The 16,584-nt window shown below is 67.6% G+C and carries 18 protein-coding genes and 1 tRNA gene; 7 read left to right on the forward strand and 12 right to left on the reverse strand.

What is annotated here, in order from left to right:
* Positions 1-133 precede the first annotated feature (133 nt).
* Positions 134-1,168 (reverse strand): alpha/beta hydrolase family protein, encoded by a 1,035-nt coding sequence (locus ACWV14_RS00725; RefSeq protein ID WP_454901840.1) that lies wholly within the window; start codon positions 1,166-1,168, stop codon positions 134-136.
* A 115-nt stretch (positions 1,169-1,283) separates the two neighbouring features.
* Positions 1,284-2,405, reverse strand: a complete 1,122-nt coding sequence (locus ACWV14_RS00730; RefSeq protein WP_454901842.1) for a helix-turn-helix domain-containing protein — start codon at positions 2,403-2,405, stop codon at positions 1,284-1,286.
* A gap of 106 nt (positions 2,406-2,511) precedes the next feature.
* Between ACWV14_RS00730 and ACWV14_RS00735 the strand changes: the two genes are divergently transcribed.
* The 5 genes from ACWV14_RS00735 (at position 2,512) to ACWV14_RS00755 (ending at position 5,244) form a co-directional block, all read left to right on the forward strand.
* Positions 2,512-2,973: an RrF2 family transcriptional regulator gene (locus ACWV14_RS00735; RefSeq protein WP_454901844.1), complete on the forward strand. Its 462-nt coding sequence runs from the start codon at positions 2,512-2,514 to the stop codon at positions 2,971-2,973.
* Positions 2,963-3,535 (forward strand): NAD(P)/FAD-dependent oxidoreductase, encoded by a 573-nt coding sequence (locus tag ACWV14_RS00740; protein WP_454901846.1) that lies wholly within the window; start codon positions 2,963-2,965, stop codon positions 3,533-3,535. The genes ACWV14_RS00735 and ACWV14_RS00740 overlap by 11 nt, the downstream gene beginning before the upstream one ends.
* A gap of 26 nt (positions 3,536-3,561) precedes the next feature.
* On the forward strand, positions 3,562-4,722 hold the full coding sequence (locus tag ACWV14_RS00745) for an IS30 family transposase (RefSeq protein WP_454901848.1): 1,161 nt from the start codon (positions 3,562-3,564) through the stop codon (positions 4,720-4,722).
* Positions 4,719-5,105 carry an FAD-dependent oxidoreductase gene (locus tag ACWV14_RS00750; protein WP_454901849.1) on the forward strand — a complete coding sequence of 129 codons (387 nt, stop codon included), beginning with the start codon at positions 4,719-4,721 and terminating at the stop codon, positions 5,103-5,105. Before ACWV14_RS00745 ends, ACWV14_RS00750 begins: the two co-directional genes overlap by 4 nt.
* 63 nt (positions 5,106-5,168) lie before the next feature.
* Positions 5,169-5,244: transfer RNA gene (locus ACWV14_RS00755), tRNA-Gly, on the forward strand.
* Between the two features lie 78 nt (positions 5,245-5,322).
* On the opposite strand, the gene ACWV14_RS00760 is transcribed toward ACWV14_RS00755, so the two are convergent.
* The 9 genes from ACWV14_RS00760 to ACWV14_RS00800 form a co-directional block, all read right to left on the reverse strand.
* Complete coding sequence (locus ACWV14_RS00760) at positions 5,323-6,363, reverse strand: RNA ligase (ATP) (protein WP_454901851.1); 1,041 nt, start codon at positions 6,361-6,363, stop codon at positions 5,323-5,325.
* Between the two features lie 115 nt (positions 6,364-6,478).
* Positions 6,479-6,619: a hypothetical protein gene (locus ACWV14_RS00765; RefSeq protein WP_454901853.1), complete on the reverse strand. Its 141-nt coding sequence runs from the start codon at positions 6,617-6,619 to the stop codon at positions 6,479-6,481.
* 66 nt (positions 6,620-6,685) lie between these two features.
* Positions 6,686-8,011 carry a fumarylacetoacetase gene (gene fahA, locus ACWV14_RS00770; protein ID WP_454901855.1) on the reverse strand — a complete coding sequence of 442 codons (1,326 nt, stop codon included), beginning with the start codon at positions 8,009-8,011 and terminating at the stop codon, positions 6,686-6,688.
* A gap of 10 nt (positions 8,012-8,021) precedes the next feature.
* Positions 8,022-8,828, reverse strand: a complete 807-nt coding sequence (locus ACWV14_RS00775; RefSeq protein ID WP_454901857.1) for a cyclase family protein — start codon at positions 8,826-8,828, stop codon at positions 8,022-8,024.
* Between the two features lie 41 nt (positions 8,829-8,869).
* Positions 8,870-9,658 carry an ABC transporter permease gene (locus ACWV14_RS00780; RefSeq protein WP_454901859.1) on the reverse strand — a complete coding sequence of 263 codons (789 nt, stop codon included), beginning with the start codon at positions 9,656-9,658 and terminating at the stop codon, positions 8,870-8,872.
* Positions 9,655-10,425: an ABC transporter permease gene (locus ACWV14_RS00785; RefSeq protein ID WP_422088952.1), complete on the reverse strand. Its 771-nt coding sequence runs from the start codon at positions 10,423-10,425 to the stop codon at positions 9,655-9,657. The genes ACWV14_RS00780 and ACWV14_RS00785 overlap by 4 nt, the downstream gene beginning before the upstream one ends.
* A complete protein-coding gene (locus tag ACWV14_RS00790; protein WP_454901862.1) occupies positions 10,418-11,275 on the reverse strand; it encodes an ABC transporter ATP-binding protein in 858 nt (285 codons plus the stop codon). Before ACWV14_RS00790 ends, ACWV14_RS00785 begins: the two co-directional genes overlap by 8 nt.
* Positions 11,272-12,234 (reverse strand): ABC transporter substrate-binding protein, encoded by a 963-nt coding sequence (locus tag ACWV14_RS00795; protein WP_454901864.1) that lies wholly within the window; start codon positions 12,232-12,234, stop codon positions 11,272-11,274. The genes ACWV14_RS00790 and ACWV14_RS00795 overlap by 4 nt, the downstream gene beginning before the upstream one ends.
* Positions 12,231-12,971, reverse strand: coding sequence for a TetR family transcriptional regulator (locus ACWV14_RS00800; RefSeq protein WP_422088949.1), 741 nt, complete (start codon positions 12,969-12,971; stop codon positions 12,231-12,233). Before ACWV14_RS00800 ends, ACWV14_RS00795 begins: the two co-directional genes overlap by 4 nt.
* 100 nt (positions 12,972-13,071) lie before the next feature.
* Here ACWV14_RS00800 and ACWV14_RS00805 point away from each other — a divergent pair, with 100 nt between their 5' ends.
* Together ACWV14_RS00805 and ACWV14_RS00810 are read left to right on the forward strand one after the other, a co-directional pair.
* A complete protein-coding gene (locus ACWV14_RS00805; protein ID WP_454901865.1) occupies positions 13,072-15,075 on the forward strand; it encodes an acetoacetate--CoA ligase in 2,004 nt (667 codons plus the stop codon).
* A 31-nt stretch (positions 15,076-15,106) separates the two neighbouring features.
* A complete protein-coding gene (locus ACWV14_RS00810) occupies positions 15,107-15,529 on the forward strand; it encodes a YbaY family lipoprotein (protein WP_454901867.1) in 423 nt (140 codons plus the stop codon).
* Between the two features lie 9 nt (positions 15,530-15,538).
* Here the strand turns inward: ACWV14_RS00810 and ACWV14_RS00815 are convergent, their stop codons facing one another.
* The gene (locus ACWV14_RS00815; protein ID WP_454905977.1) at positions 15,539-16,561 is read right to left on the reverse strand and encodes an adenylate/guanylate cyclase domain-containing protein; all 1,023 of its coding nucleotides are present in this window, start codon (positions 16,559-16,561) and stop codon (positions 15,539-15,541) included.
* Between the last annotated feature and the right edge of the window lie 23 nt (positions 16,562-16,584).

Here is a 16,584-nt window from a genome sequence, read left to right on the forward strand (position 1 = left end):
ATCGATCCGGGTGCAACCATGGCCGGGCCGTCGTCTGTCGCCATGTGCGGCACAGTCGCCCACGCGTGTGGGACATGGCTGTCGGCGGGATCGGGGGCTCGAACGTTCGCGCCGAGCCCTCCGGGTCCGGTCATCAATGCAGCAGATGCGCGCTGAAGAAGGCCGTTGTCTTGCGGTTCACTTCCGGCAGCACGGTGGCGCGGTCGAAGCCCGGAGGGTCGTTGAGCATGTCGCCGATCAGGCCGGTGAGCCCGGGCGGAGGCGGCGACAGCAGCGCGCCGTGCCCTCCCGTGGGCATGTCGGCGATCAGTTTGCAGCGCGGCAGGCAGGCCGCCAGCACCTGGTCGCCGTGGAAGCGCGGGATCAGCCAGCGGTCTTGCCTTGCGGTGATCAAGCCCAGCGGCACACGCGGATTGGCCAGCGAGGCCATGTCGAAATCGGCCGACGAGGGCACGCCCGCGACGATGGCGGCGATGCGCGGGTCGTGGTCTTCGCGTGGCGTGGCGTCGCCGAAGCGATGGCGGATCACGAGCAGCGCTCCCCATTTCTTGATGCCGTCGAAAGGCCCGCCGGTCAACCGCGTGATCAGCCCGACGCAGGATTGGAAATCGTCCACCAGGTCGGCTTCGCAATGCTGCCTGAACGCGGCCGGCGACCAGCGCCCGCCGGCCAGGCTCAGCGCCGTATGGCCGCCGGCGGACATGCCGTACATGCCGACCTTGTCGAGCTTCAGCAGCGGAGCGAAGCGCGGGTCGCGCCCCACCGCATCGATGGCGCGCGACACCTCGGCGGGGCGCATCGTCCAGCTGTCCGGGCCGGTGTTGCTGTCGTCCTTGTAGTTGTCGGCCTTGTGCTCCGGCATGGCGACGATGAAGCCGGCGTCGACCAGGTCGCGTGCCAGGTCGCTATGGACCCAGGGCGCGCCGCCCGAACCGTGCGAGACGACGACCAGCCGGCCGTTGCCGCGCACCGGCGCACCCTGCACCGCCACGTCGAGCGTGAAGCGCCCGCGCCGTGCCGGCTGCGGCGGATCGCCGGACGGGTAGAACACCGCGACCGGCCCGTCGCCGGCCGCGGCGGGCAACTCCGCCAGACCCATCGAGGCTTGTGCCAGTCCGCAGAAAAGCGCCAGCAAGGCTGGCCAGAAAATGAAAACAAGACGTCGCATCGAACCGAACTCCTGGTGGTCGTCAGGGGCCCACGCCCCTGTCGAACCGGACGATGCCGTGGCGTGCCGCCCACGTCTTGCCGAAATCTGCAAGCGCGGTTTTCGGCCATGGATTTCAGGAATCGGCCAGCTTCTGCTTGCGGAATTCGGTGGGCGTGAGGCCGGTTGCGGCCTTGAATGCGCGGTTGAACGGGCCGATCGACTGGAAGCCCGCGGTCAGCGCGATGGTCAGCACGGGCAGCTCGCGCTTCGAGGAATCGGCCAGCGCCGCCATCGCCTCGGCAAGCCGGAAGCCGTTCACGAAGGCGTTGAAGTTGCGATGGCCGAGCCGCTGGTTGATGACGCGGCGCAGCCGGTACTCGGGCACCGAGAGCAGGGAGGCGAGGGCGGCGATGCTGAGGTCTTCGCGGCGGTAGGCGTGGTCGACGGCCATCGCGTGCTGCAGGGATTGGGCGAGGCGGTCTTCGGCGGGGTCGGGTGTGGGTTCGGCGGGTTCTTCTGCCGGGAGCGGCATGGCCGGCGTGTCTGGCGCCACCTCCACAGGGATCGGCGCCGGCATCCGCGCGGCCGGGAACAGATCGGACCCCGCCAGGCGCAGCATCCGCCACGCCACCACCGCGACGATCAGCAGCAGCATCACCACGTCCACCGTCGCCGACGGGCCCGAGAGCTGCCCGCGCGGCGACGCCAGCCGGACCGCGAGCATCCCGACGCTGTAGCCGGCGCCCGAGACCACAATGAACATGCGCAGCCGGCGCCGCCCTTCCACCAGATCGGCCCGCCACTGCGTCGCCGCCGCCAGAGCGGCCAGCACCGCGAACACCAGCGGCACCGCGCGCTGCAGGCCCATCGTCACCGGCGCGAGCACCGACGCGCCGCCCGCCACCACCGTGCAGTTGAGCATCGCCAGCGCCGCCACCGCGAGCCATGCCGCGATGTGCAATGGCCGCAGCTGGAAGTCGTCGTCGAACAGCGCCTGCGCGAACACCCAGAACAACACCGCATTGCCGACCGACACGGCAACGAAGGGCGACTGCCAAAGCCACGGCACGCTCGCCTCGAACATGGGCGTCGATCCGACGACCTGGACGCACAGCCCGAGCGCAAGCAGCACGCCCGCGCGCGCGACCGGCAGGCGCGGACGGTCGCGGCCGAAGACCAGCGCGAGCACGAGCAGCAGGGCCAGCAGCACGCCGCGCAGGGCGGCGTCGAGCAAGGTGGGCAGGGCGGGCGTCATGACAGTGTGGGGCGTAGAAATGGGGCCAGCCCGATTCTCGTTGTTGCTGCTGCTCCACAAGACCCTGCGGCGTGCCCTGTTAAACACACGCAACTAATAATGTTGCATGAAACGAGACAGCAAGCTTTCAGGCGTTCTCCACGTGCTCTTGCACATGGCCGAAATGGACGGCCCCGTCACCTCCGAGTTGCTCGCGGTCGCGATGCACACCAACCCGGTCGTCATCCGCCGGCTCATGGCCGGCCTGCGGCAGGCGGGTTTCGTGAGTTCGGCCAAGGGGCACGGCGGCGGGTGGGTGCTGTCTTGCTCGCTGTCGGCGGTCACGCTGGGCGACGTGCACAACGCCGTCGGCGCGCCCGCGCTGCTGGCCATGGGCAACCGCACCGAAAGCCCGGGCTGCATCGTCGAGCAGGCGGTGAACGCCGCGCTCGACGGCGTGTGCGAAGAGGCCGAGGCGCTGCTGCTTAGGCGTTTCAACAGCATCACGCTGGCCGATCTTTCCAGGGACTTTCATCGCCGCATGACGGGCGGCGGCTTCACTTCAAAGGACATTGAACATGCGCTATGACGTTCTGGTGGTGGGCGGCAGCTTTGCCGGCCTTTCAGCCGCGATGCAACTGGCCCGCGCACGCAGGAAGGTGTGCGTGGTCGACGCGGGCGCGCCACGCAACCGCTTCGCCGCCGCCTCGCACGGCTTCTTCGGGCAGGACGGCACGCCGCCGCTGGAGATGGTCGCCGATGCGCGCGCGAAGTTGCTCGCGTATCCGTCGGTCGATTTCATCCAGGGCAGCGTGACGGCAGCGCAGGCCGACGACGCCTGCGAAGCGGGAGGTTTCACGGTGACGCTGGACAACGGCGTGCAGCTGTCGACCCGCAAGCTGCTGCTGTCGTTCGGCGTGCAGGACGGCCTGCCCGACATTCCCGGCATCGGCCAGCGTTGGGGCAAGAGCGTGCTGCACTGTCCTTATTGCCACGGCTACGAGTTCGGCGACCGCCAGTTGGGTCTGCTGTTCCACGCCGGCGGCCCGCCGGACCATGCATTGCTGATCGCCGAGTGGGGCCCGACCACGCTCTTCCTGAACGGCAGCAAGGGCCGGCGGATTCAACCGGTCGATGCAACACACTTATAACTGCTTAGGCAGAAGGAGTGTTGCAGATGAAGTACCGGACACGGACCTACTACACGAGTACCCAGAAGGCATTGATGTGGGAGCGGTGGAGGGAAGGTTGGACCCTTCACCAGATCGGCCAACTGTTTGACCGACCTCACACATCCATCCAGAACATCTTGTCCAAGACCGGTGGCATTCGACCTCCGGAACGACGGCGTGGCGCCAATGCGCTAACCCTGGCAGAGAGGGAAGAGATCTCTCGCGCTCTGATGGTTGGTGAATCGATGCGTTCGGTGGCCGCCCGACTTGGCAGGGCACCGTCGACCATCAGCCGAGAGATCGGGCGCAACGTAGGGCAAGGCGGCTATCGGGCGAGCGTCGCCGACGAAGCTGCCTGGAACCGTGCCCTGCGGCCGAAGCGATGCAAGCTGGTCAAGAACCGGGCGCTGGCTGGCGTCGTGGCGGACCTGCTTCGAATGCTGTGGTCGCCGGAGCAGATCGCCGGCTGGCTCAAGCATACTTATCCGAACGACCAGAGCCTTCATGTGTCACACGAGACCATCTATCGCAGCCTGTTCATTCAAGCGCGCGGCGCATTGAAGAAGGAGCTGCTGGAGCACCTCAGACGCACGCGCGGCATGCGACGCTCTCGTTCCTATACGCAGAAGACTGCGATCCATGGGCAGATTGCCGATGCCGTGTCGATCAGCGAGCGCCCCGCATCCGTCGAGGATCGGGCAGTGCCTGGTCATTGGGAAGGGGACTTGGTGTTCGGCAGCGGCAACAGCCAGATCGCCACGTTGGTCGAGCGGCAAACGCGATATGTGATGTTGGTGAAGCTCGAAGGCAAGGACTCGCAATCGGTGGTCAACGCGCTGATAAAGAACGCGCGCAAGTTGCCGCAGGAGCTCTACAAGTCATTGACCTGGGATCGAGGCACGGAGATGCACGGTCACAAGCGATTCACGATGGCCACCGACATCCAGGTCTACTTCTGTGATCCCCAGAGCCCCTGGCAGCGCGGCAGCAACGAGAACACCAATGGGTTGCTCAGGCAGTACATGCCGAAGGGCATGGACGTCTCAGGGTTCTCACAGCTTCAACTCAACGCGATCGCGAGACAATTGAACGAGAGGCCGCGCAAGACGCTCGGCTTCCATACACCTGCTGAAATGTTCAGCGAATGTGTTGCATCGACCGGTTGAATCCGCCCCCCGATGCGGAGGTTCGCGCCAGGCTGCAATCGCGCGGCGTGACTGTCGAGCCGGGGCGCATCGCCAGCCTGGAAGGCGCGGCGACGGACCTGGCCGGCGTGCGCCTCGAAGACGGCAGGCTCGTGCCTGTCGAGGCGCTGTTCGTGGCGCCGCACACGCGGCCTTCCAGTCCGCTGGCCGAACAGCTCGGTTGCGTCTTCGACGACGGCCCCATGGGCCGGGTGCTGCGCGTCGATGCCATGAAGATGTCGACGGTGCCCGGCGTCTACGCGGCGGGCGATCTTGCGATGGCGTTTTCCAACGCCACGCTGGCGTCTGCGGACGGGTTGATGGCAGGGGTGTCGATGCACCGGTCGCTGGTGTTCGGGGTCTGAAAGAACTTTTTTCTCGGATTCGGAAAAACCCGTCAAAAAGTACCCTATAATCTGAGGCTCGACGCGGGAGTAGCTCAGTTGGTAGAGCGCAACCTTGCCAAGGTTGAGGTCGAGAGTTCGAGACTCTTCTCCCGCTCCAACATTGCCGAAAAAGGCCACCCATCCGGGTGGCCTTTTTTCGTTGCGGCAAGCCTTTCCTGTTGGCTTGCCTTCCTGTTCAACGGTCCGAGTGCTTCAGCAAGTAGCTGTTCGAGATCGCCTTGAACGACAGCCCGCCGTCCAGCCGCTTGAACACCACACCCTCGCGCGAGGTCTCCGGGTTCAGCGACGGACCCTCGGCATAGGCCAGCACCTCGGCGGTCGATCCGCCGAAGCGCTCGAGCGTGGTCACTTCGAGCAGCGGCACGGTGCGAACCGTCGCCCCCAGCACGCGAAGCACGTCGATGACGGCGTTGCGTTCTTCCATCCCGCAGTAGATGCCCCGGTCGATGTCGAACACATCGAACACGTGGAACGCTTGCCCGCGCAGCTTCTCCGGGTTGCCCTGGATGCCCTCGCCGACGATCTCGCCCTGCAGCGCGAGGTTGCGGCCCAGAGTGGCCAGCGCTTCGAGCAGCCGGTCTTGCCGCGCCACGCGCCACAGGCTGTTGCCGGGGGTCTCGCGAAGCTGCCAGTTGCGTCCGCACACACCGAGCGCGCCTGCGTTGTGGAACACGGTCATGCTCGAACCGTCGAGCTTGACCGTGACCTCGAACGACTGCCCGTCATCGGCCGCGAGCACTTCAGGCAGGTTCTGGATGCGCTCCTGGTCGGTCTTGACGATGAATGCGGGAAACGCGCCTTCCACCTCGCCCGACAGGCACGCCGGGATCACCGGCTCCCACTTGCCGACGCCGAACAGTTCGGCCCAGTCGCGTTGGCGAAGCGCCGGATCGGCCAGCGCGAGTGCGTCGATCTCGGCGAATTGCGACAGCGGCAGGATCAGCCCTTGCGAGATCTGCCCGCGCAGCTTCATCGTGCGCAGCCGCACGCCGCGCTGCTCGTTCCAGGTGATGGCCGACTTCTCGAGAAAGGCGAATCGCGGATCGTCGAGCGGCAGGAACGCGTCGATCTCGAAGAAGACGCCCCGGTCGCCGACGGCGAACTCCCCCTTCTTGGTGACAACGGTCCAGCCTTCGACGATGGCGCATTCGATCGCGTCGGCCCCGGGAATGGGGCGGACGGCATCGACAGTGCGAACGGTGACAAGCTTGCGCATGGTTTTTTCTCCCTGTGGTTGATTGATGATGAACTGACGGTGACGCAAAAAAGAAAAAGGCCCGGAACCATTCGGTGTCCGGGCCTCTTGTGAAAGAGTGTCGAAGAGGTGCGCGCTATGCGCTGCCTCCGCCCGGTGCCGTGTGTTCGCCTGCCTGATGCAGGTTCGTTGCATGGTCGATGCCGTACGCGAATGTGCCGCCCGATGCGGGGCAGACGATGCGGCAGATGTTGGCGATGACCGATGCGGCGTTCACGATGAAGCTTCCGGTGAAGGTGTTCGTTTCGAAGGAGGCGGACTGTAAAGAGTATTTACTTGGGCGTCAACCTCTGGCCGGCAACACCGTGCCGCGGCTCTCGCCGAACCCGATGCGCGCATGCCCCGGTTTCTCGCACCAGCCGCGCAGCAGCACCGCGTCGCCGTCTTCGAGAAAGCCGCGCTGCTCGCCGTTGGCCAGCGTCACCGGGTTCTGCGCCGCGCGCGTCAGCTCGATGATCGCGCCGGCCTCGCCGGGGCCCGGCCCCGAGATCGTGCCGCTGCCGAACAGGTCGCCGGGGTTCAGGCTGCAGCCGCCCATGGTGTGGTGCGTCACCATCTGCGCCACGCTCCAGTACTGGTGCTTGAAGCTGGTGGATGACAGGCGCGACGGCCCGGTCTTCTCCTTGCGTGCCTTCTCGCTCTCGAGCCAGACCTCCAGGCGGATGTCGAGCGCGCCGCTCTCGCGGTTCGCCGCGTTCTCCAGATAGGCAAGCGGCTGGGGCTCGTTGGCCGGCCGGGTCCACGCTTGCCGGTAGGGCGCGAGCGCTTCCATCGTCACGATCCACGGCGAGATCGTGGTCGCGAAATTCTTCGCGAGGAACGGCCCGAGCGGCGCCATCTCCCAGAACTGGATGTCGCGCGCCGACCAGTCGTTGAGCAGGCAGATGCCGAAGATGTGCTCCTCCGCGCGCTCCAGCGCAATGGGCTCGCCCTGCGCATTGCCGGTGCCGATCCACACGCCAAGCTCCAGCTCGTAGTCGAGCCGCGCGCAGGCCTGGTACGTGGGCGCCTTCGCGCCGGGCGCCATCGACTGCCCCATCGGCCTGTGAAAGCGCTGGCCGCTCACGCCGATGGTCGACACGCGCCCGTGGTACGCCGTGGGGATCCAGCGGAAGTTGGGTGTCACGTCGCCGTCGGGGTTCATCAGGCGGCTGATGTTCAGCGCGTGATCGATGGAGGTGTAGAAGTCCGTGTAGTCGCCGATGCGCGCGGGCACGGTGTATTCGGCATCGGCCTGCGGCACGAGGCATTCGCGCACCGCCTGCACCGTGGCGACTGGCGCATCGTTCTTCAGCAGGTCGAAGAGCGCATGGCGCAGCGCCTTCCACGCGGCGGCGCCGAGCGCGAAGAAGTCGTTCAGCGCAGGCTGCGCGGCCGCGCGTGCCGCATGCAGCGCGAGGCCCTCGAGTTGCTCGCGAGTGGCCAGCGCCGCGAGGTCCAGCACCTGGTCGCCGATGGCGACGCCGCCGCGAAACGCCTCGCTGCTTCCCGCGCGGCGGAACACCGCATGCGGCAGGTTCTGGATCGGAAAGTCGCTGCCCGCCGCATTGGCCGATTCGACCCAGCTGCGCGCATGAACGTCGTGCGTGTGGTTGAGTGCAATGCTCATGAACGGACCCTCATACCGAAGCCATCAGTGCGTCGTCGAAGATGGCAACCGCGCGTGTCCAACCCGCCGACGCTCCGCGGATCTTGTGCGGGAAGCAGCTGATGAAGAAGCCGGTAGGCGGCAGCACCTCCAGGTTGTGCAGCTTCTCGATGTGGCAGTAGCCGATGTCGCGCCCGGCCTTGTGGCCTTCCCAGATCAGCGATGCATCTTGCGTCTCGCCGTATTTCTTGGCGGTGTGCACGAAGGGCGCGTCCCAGCTCCATGCGTCGGTGCCCGTGAGGCGCACGCCGCGCTCCAGAAGGTACATCGTCGCTTCGTAGCCCATGCCAGCGCCGGCCGACACGTAGTCGGGGTTGCCATAGCGCGAACCGGCGCGCGTGTTGACCACCACGATCTCCAGCGGGCTCAGCGTGTGGCCGATGCGCTTGAGCTCGGCCTCGACGTCCGCGGCGGTCACCACGTAGCCGTCGGCGAAATGCCGGAAGTCGAGCTTCACGCCGGGCTGGAAGCACCACTCGAGCGGCACGTCATGGATGGCGATGGCGGGCTTCTTCTCGCCCAGCGCCTTGTCCATGGTCGAGTGGAAGTGATAGGGCGCATCGAGGTGCGTGCCGTTGTGCGTGGACAGCTGCACCAGCTCCACGGCCCAGCCCTCGCCGTCGGGCAGGTCTTCCTTCTTCAGGCCCGGAAAGAAAGGCTCGATCTGCTCGTAGGTCTGCTCGTGCGTGAAGTACTGGATCTTGGGCGCGAAGGCTGGCGGATCGGACAGCACGTCGTTCTCCAGGAAGATCGACAGGTCGACGAATTTGCGTGGCATGGGAACTCCTTGTGGGGTGTTGGTGTTGGAAGACGAAGGAATCAGGGCTGCTGCCAGCGCAGCAGGCGTTGTTCCGCAAAGGCCAGCAGCGCATTGCTCGCGAAGCCGATGAGCCCCAGCAGCACGATGCCCGCGAACAGGTCGCTCGCGCGGAAGGCGCGCGCCGCCAGCAGGATGGCCTGGCCCAGGCCGCTTTGCGAGGCGATCATTTCGCCCACCACCGCGACGATGAGCGCAATGGTCAGCGCCAGGCGCATGCCGGCCAGGATGTCGGGCATGGCGTTGGGCAGGCCCATCTTCCAGATGTACGCCGCGCGCGACATCTGCAGGCAGCGCGCAACTTCCGACAGGCGCGGCTCCACCGCCGCGAAGCCGTGCACCGTGGCCAGCAGCACCGGCCACATCGCGCCGAAAGCGACCACGAAGAGCACCATGCCGGGGTTCAGGCCGAAGATCGAAATCGCCAGCGGCAGCAGCGCGGAAGCTGGCAGGGGGCGGATGAACTCCAGCGTCGGCTGCACCCATGCGCGCACCGAGGGCGACACGCCGATGGCCGCGCCCAGCAGCACGCCGAACAGCGAGGCCAGCAGCCAGCCTTCGATCATCCGGCCCACCGTGGCCTGCGTGAAGCCGAGCAGCTCGCCGTTGCCGCCGGTGCCAGAGAGATTCAGCCCTTCGAGCAGGCTTGCGAACGTGGCCTGCGGCGTGGGCAGGAACACGCGGCTGACCCAGCCGGCATTGCTTGCCACCCACCACAGCGCGACCAGCGCCAGCAGCACGCCGAGCGAGCCGAGCCAGTTCAGGTGCGAGGGTTTGTCGCGGCCGTTCATGCCTGCACCCCCATGCGCCGCGCCACCACGCGCTGCAACAGCAGCATGCCGGCGTTGATTGCGAAGCCCACCACGCCGATCCAGCCCAGCCAGGCGAGCATCAGCGCGGGGTCGAAGCTCTGCTGCGCGATCATCATCGCGTAGCCCATGCCGTTGGGGTTGGCCGCGATCTCGACCGTCACGGCCACCACCAGCGCCACCGCCACCCCCAGCCGCAGCGCGACGAACAGGCGCGGCACGATGGCCGGCAGCACGATCTTGAAGGCCCGCTCGCGCGCCGACAGCCCCAGCACGCGGCTCACCTCGAGCAGCCGGGGCTCGACCTGCTGCACGGCCGCCTGCACCAGCACCAGCAGCGGCCAGAAGGTGGCAAAGGCGACGATCGCCAGCTCCATGCGCACGCCGAAACCGAAGCCCAGCATCGCGAGGGGAATCAGCGCGACCGAAGGTACCGGGCGCAGCACCTCGATGGACATCGATCCGAGCTGTGCCGCACGGCGCGAGAGCCCGAGCACCAGGCCCAACGCAATGCCGAGCACCGCGCCCAGCAGCAGGCCCAGCGCGGCGGTGCCCAGCGTGAAGCCGGTGGCCTGCCAGAGCGAGCCGTCCATCGCGGCGCCGGCGAAAGCCTTGGCCGCGGCGCTCGGCGGCGCGAGCGAGTCGCTGCCCAGGGCAGCCGCGCGGCGCGCATACCACTCGAAGAGGCCGATCAGCAACGCAGGGAACACCCACGGCCGCAGCCAGCGGAAGAAGCCGCGCTCAGTCATGGCCCTGCTCGATGAAGGCGAACAGCTCGCGCCGCAGGCGCAGGTATTCCGGATGTTCCTTGGTGGTGAGCTGGTCGCGCGGCCTCGGGATCTTCACGTCGATCATCCGCGCGAGGCTGGGCCGGCCCGGGCCGGGGTTGGCCTGCAGCGCGATCACGCGGTCGCCGAGGTAGATGGCTTCTTCCAGGTCGTGCGTGACGAACAGCACCGTGAGACCGTCGTCGCGCACGAGCCGCGCCAGTTCGTCCTGCAGGCTCTGCCGTGTGAGCGCATCCAGCGCGCCGAAGGGCTCGTCCATCATCATCAGCTCGGGCTTCTGCGCGAGGCAGCGGGCAATCTGCGCGCGCTGCTGCATGCCGCCCGACAGCTGCACCGGGAACTTGTGCGCATGCTTGGCGAGGCCGACCTTGCCGAGCACATCGGCAATGCGCGGCGCGCGTTCGGCCGTCGGCACGCCGGCGGCTTCCAGCGCCAGGCTTACGTTGCCTTCCACCGTGCGCCAGGGCAGCAGCGCGCGGCCGTAGTCCTGGAACACGAAGGCCACTTCGCGCGAGGGCTCGGTCATCTTCACGCCGTTGCGCCGCACCTCGCCCGCGCTGGCTGTGACGAGCCCACTGGCTGCGCGCAGCAGCGTGGTCTTGCCGCAGCCGCTGGGGCCGACGATGCAGACGAATTCGCCGCGCGCCACGTCGAACGAGGTGGGCGACAGGATCTCTCGGCCGCCGAGGCGGATGGTCACGCCGTCGAAGCGCAGGAAAGGAGTGGCTTGCATCGCGGTGCCGGCTGGCGAATGGAAGGCGCTGGCCGACAGCGCGGCGCGCGCGGTGACAGGGGCGGGCGCGGAGATCACTTGGCCACCAGCTTCGCCACGTCGATGTTCGTCTTGAGCATGTCCTGCTCCTTCATGAGCCCGGTCCAGTAGGCGAGCTGCTTCTCGGTCACCAAGGGGCCGGGCGGCGAAACCTGCACCTTGGCCAGCACCTCGGGCGGCAGCTTGATGTATTTGCCGATGGCCGCACGCACCTTCGCGTCGTTCTTCGGCTGCTGCATGAACGCGGCCGCTTCCACCAGCGCCTCGCGGAACGCACGCGCCGCCGCCGGGTTCTTCGCCACCCACTCGCGCTTGGCCGCATGCACGATGGTCTGGTTGTTCTCGGGCAGGAAGGTGGAGTAGTACGAGGCCACGTAGCCAGCGCCGCTCTCGGTGATGCGGCTCATGAACGGGTCGGCCGACACCACCGCGTCGACCGAGCCGCCGCGCAGCAGGTCGGCATGCTGCGGAAACGCCGCCTCCACGAAGTTGACCTTGCGGTAGTCCACGCCGCTGTCCTTCAGCCATGCGCGGAAGGTCACGTGCAGGAAGGCCCCCAGGCCCGGCACGCCGATCTTCTTGCCCGCGCAGTCCTGCGGACTCTTGATGCCCGAACCCGCGCGCGCCACCAGGCCGAAGCCGGTGATGTTCTTCGAGGTGAGCCCGCCGCCGGCCACCAGCACCAGGTCGAGGCCGCCGTCCACCGCCTGCAGGAACACCGAAGGCGTGGGCCCGCCGATCTGCAGCGAGTCGGACTGCAGCGCCGCCGGAATGGTCGAGTTCAGCGGAATGAACTTGAGTTCGACATCGAGGCTGCGCTTCTTGAAGTAGCCCTCTTCGGCCGCCACGAACGCCGATGCGAAGTCGGTCACGGCCGTGTAGCCGAATACGATTTTCGTGGCGGACTGAGCGAACGCGGGCAGCGAGGCGGTGGTCGATGCGGCAGCGAGCGCCGACAACAACAGGGTGCGCCGTTTCACCGGGGTCTTCGTCATCATGTCTTCTGTCTCCGTGGGGTGGTTTTCGTGGTTGGGGTCCTGGCCGCTTTCGGGCGAGGCAGCGCGGCGCGCAGGCCGCCGACGATGAAGCTCACGAGCATCGGCGCCACGGCCGGGTCGGCGCGCTTGTTCTCGCCGCGCGAGAGCCGCTCGATGCGGCTGTCGTTCAGGTGGTGCAGCAGCGAGCCCAGCGCGAACTGGTAGCCCCAGGCGACCTGGCTGCGCGTGGCGTGCGGCAGCGCGATGTGCAGCGCGTCGATGTAGGCCTCGGCCAGCGGGTCGAAGTAGCCGCGCAGCACGCGGTCGGCTTCCTCGGTCGCGTGGTACAGCTCGCGCGCCACCAGCAGCGCGTAGTACTCGCCCTCGGCGCTCGCGCGCAGCGCCAGCACCGGCGCGGTGAAGGCTTCGATGATGCGCGGCAGGGTGCGCACGTCCTCGGGGTCGAGGGTCAGTGCGGCCAGGCCGGCGAGCCGCTCCTCGATGGTGTGGCCCCAGTGTTCGAAGATGGCGTGAAACAGCTCGTGCTTCTGGCCGTAGTAGTAGCCCACCAGCGCCAGCGGCACGCCGGCTTCCTCGGCGATCTGGCGGATCGTGACCACGTGGTAGCCGTGCCGCGCAAAAAGCTTCTCGGCCGCCAGCAGGATGGCGTGCTTGCGGTCGGGGCGGACAGTCTCGGCGGCTGCAGGTGCCGCGGCGCGCAAGGCGCCACGCCTGGTGGTCGGTGTGCGGGTGCTCATCGGGGCGTATTGAACGCTTGTACAAAAAACTTGAACACACGTACAAACCCTGAGGTCAACCCCGATTGAGAGCGGTCGTGCGCGGCGCTACGCTTGCAGGATGCCCGCCCCCAACATTCCCCAGATCCGCCTCTATCAGAACTGGCTGCGCGAGAAGCGCGGCCTCTCCTTCGACAGCTACGACGCGCTGTGGCGCTGGTCCGTCACCGAGCTCGACGCCTTCTGGCGCAGCATCTGGGACTACGCCGCCATCCAGTCGCCCACGCCGCTCGCGCCCGGCGCCACCGTGCTGGCCGAGCGCCGCATGCCCGGCGCGAGCTGGTTCCCCGGCGCCCAGGTCAACTACGCGCGCGAGGTGCTGCGCCACGTCGATGCGGCCCATGCGGCCGGCATGCCCGCGATCGTGAGCGACAACGAGCGCGGTGACGTGCGCGAACTGTCGTGGCCCGAAATGCGCCGCCAGGTGGCGTCGGTCGCGCTCACGCTCAGGGCGCTGGGCGTGCGTCGCGGCGATCGCGTCGCGGCCTACCTGCCCAACGTGCCCGAGACCATGGTCGCCTTCCTCGCGTGCTCCAGCATCGGCGCGATCTGGAGCGTGTGCGCGCCCGACATGGGCACCGCCGCCGTGGCCGACCGCTTCCGCCAGATCGAGCCCAAGGTGCTGATCGCGGTGGACGGCGTGCACTATGGCGGCAAGCCGCTCGATCGCAGCGCGGTGCTCCAGGAGCTGCGCGGCCAGCTGCCCAGCGTGAAGAAGCTGGTGCTGGTGAAGTCGCCCTTCGCCGCCAACGCGGTGCCGCACGACATCGACTGGTCGCGCGCCATCGGCCGCTACGACGACGAGGTCAACGCCTTCGAACCCGAATGGCTGCCCTTCGACCATCCGATCTGGATCGTCTACTCCAGCGGCACCACCGGCCTGCCCAAGCCCATCGTGCACGGGCAGGGCGGCATCATCCTCACCATGCACGCCTGCGGCCTGCACAACGACGTGGGCTCGAGCTACGGCGCCAACAACCTCGGCGAGCGCTACCACTGGTACAGCTCCACCGGCTGGGTCATGTGGAACTCGCAGCTCTCGGGCATGGCCTTCGGCGCCACCATCTGCATCTACGACGGCAACCCGGCGGGCAGCAAGGAGAAGCCCGACTGGAGCGTGCTGTGGCGCTTCGTCGCGCGGCACAAGGTCACCTTCTTCGGCGCGGGCGCGGCCTACTTCACCAACTGCATGAAGGCCGGCCTCGTCGCGAAAGACTGCGGCGACCTGTCGGCCGTGCGCGCGCTCGGCAGCACCGGCTCGCCGCTGCCGGAGGAAGTGCAGCGCTGGGGCTCGCGGCAGATCCTCGACGCGGGCTCCCCCGACGTGTGGTGGTGCAACATCTCCGGCGGCACCGACTTCTGCGGCGCCTTCGTCGGCGGCAACCGCGACCTGCCCGAGGTGCCGGGCCAGATGCAGTGCCGCGAGCTCGGCCATGCCGTGGAGGCCTGGAACGACGACGGCCAGCCCGTCATCGGCGAGGTGGGCGAACTGGTGTGCACCCAGCCCATTCCGTCGATGCCGCTGTACTTCTGGGGCGACGAGGGCAATGCGCGCTACCTGTCGAGCTACTTCGACACCTACCCCGGCGTCTGGCGCCACGGCGACTGGATCAAGATAGGCACCGACGGCGGCTGCGTCATCTACGGCCGCAGCGACGCCACCATCAACCGCCAGGGCCTGCGCATGGGCACCAGCGAGATCTACAGCGCGGTCGAGGGCTTGCCCGAGGTGCTCGATTCGATGGTGGTCGACCTCGAGTACCTGGGCCGCGACAGCTACATGCCGCTATTCGTGGTGCTGCGCCCGGGCGTGGCGCTCGACGATGCCATGCGCACGCGGCTGAACAACGCCATCAAGACTTCGCTGTCGCCGCGCTTCGTGCCCAACGACATCTTCCAGGTGGCCGAGATCCCGCGCACGCTCTCGGGCAAGAAGCAGGAACTGCCGATCAAGAAACTGCTGCTGGGGCAGCCGCTGGAGAAGGTGGTCAACCGCGAGGCGATGGCAAACCCCGGAAGCCTCGAGTGGTATGTGGCCTTCGCCGCGGAGCGTGCCTCCGCATAATGGGCGGATGAAAAGACGTACCAGCCTCCTCATGTTTTCCGCCGTGGCAGGCGCTTCTTTGCTGGGTGCCTGCGCGGCGCCCTCGTCGTCCGGCGCGGCCGCTGGCGCCTCGCAGTTGCGTGTGAGCGGCACCGTCGCCTACCGCGAGCGCATTGCGCTCGACCCCGCGGCCGAGATCGTGGTGCAGCTGCTCGACGTGTCGCGCATGGACGCGCCATCGACCGTGCTGGCCGAGCAGCGCTTCAAGGCCGACGGCAGGCAGCCGCCGTTCGCCTACGAGCTGAAGGTGGACGCGGCCCGCATCGATCCGCGCATGCGCTATGCCGTGTCGGCGCGCATCTCGCGCGGCGACCAGCTGCTGTTCATCAACGACACGCAGTACTCTGTGCTCACGCAGGGCAGCGGCACCAGCGCCAACCTGGTGCTGGTGCGCGTCACCCAGGCGCCGCGCTAGAGCGGGTCGCTACGAAGTCATCAGCTCGTAGAGCACCATGCGCGTCTGCCGGCCGCGCAGCTCCACGAGCTCCTCGATGCGGCGCGTGTGCAGCCGGCCCTGCAGGCCCGCGAACGTCACCTCCGACATCAGCACCTGCGTGCCCAGTTGCTTGTTGATGCCCTCGATGCGGCTGGCCACGTTGATCGCGTCGCCGAACGCGGTGTAAGACAGCCGGTCGTTCGAACCCAGCACCCCCGCGATCACCATGCCCGTGTGAATGCCCACGCGCGTGCGGAACTCGGGCAGGCCCTGCTCTTGCCACCGGCGGTTGAGTTCGTCCATTTCCACGTGCAGCTCGAGGGCCGCCAGGCAGGCCTTGTACTCCGCGTCGGGCAGATCGGCGGGCGCGCCCCAAAGCACCATGATGCCGTCGCCCATGAACTTGTCGATCACCCCGCCGTGCCGCGCGAACACCGCCGTCGCGAGGTTGAAGTACTCGGTCAGCATGCCCACCAGCACGTCGGTGTCGAGCGACTCCGAAATGGAGGTGAAGCCCTCCACGTCGGTGAAAGTCACCGTCACCCGGCGCGGCGAGCCGTTGGGCGCCAGCGCATGGCCGTCGGCGACCAGCTGGTTGATGACATCCACCGGCACGAACTTGCTGAAGGCCTTGAGGCTGCGCGCGGAGTCGTCCAGCGCCTGGTCCAGGTGCTGGATCTCGAGCACGCGGCTGGGCTCGCGCGGCAGGTTGTCCAGCTCCAGCAGGCCGATGCGCCGAGCGATGTGCGAGAGGTTCTCCACCGGCGATGTCACCAGCTTCGACAGCTTGAGCGACATGAACAGCGCGACCGCCAGGAAGGCCAGCGCGAGCAGCACGCTCAGCAGCACCGCTTGCCGCAGGTCGCCCAGCAGGACGTCTTCGGGCACCCAGCTCACCAGCTGCCAGCCCGTGCTGGGAATGAACGAGGTCTGCACCAGGTAGCTGCGCCCTTCGTGGGTGAAGGAAAACGCGGTGTCGTGGCTGCTGCCCGCGGTGCCGTCGGCCAGCATGTGGGCATGCAGCGCGCCGAGCA

This window comes from Variovorax durovernensis (assembly GCF_977011995.1).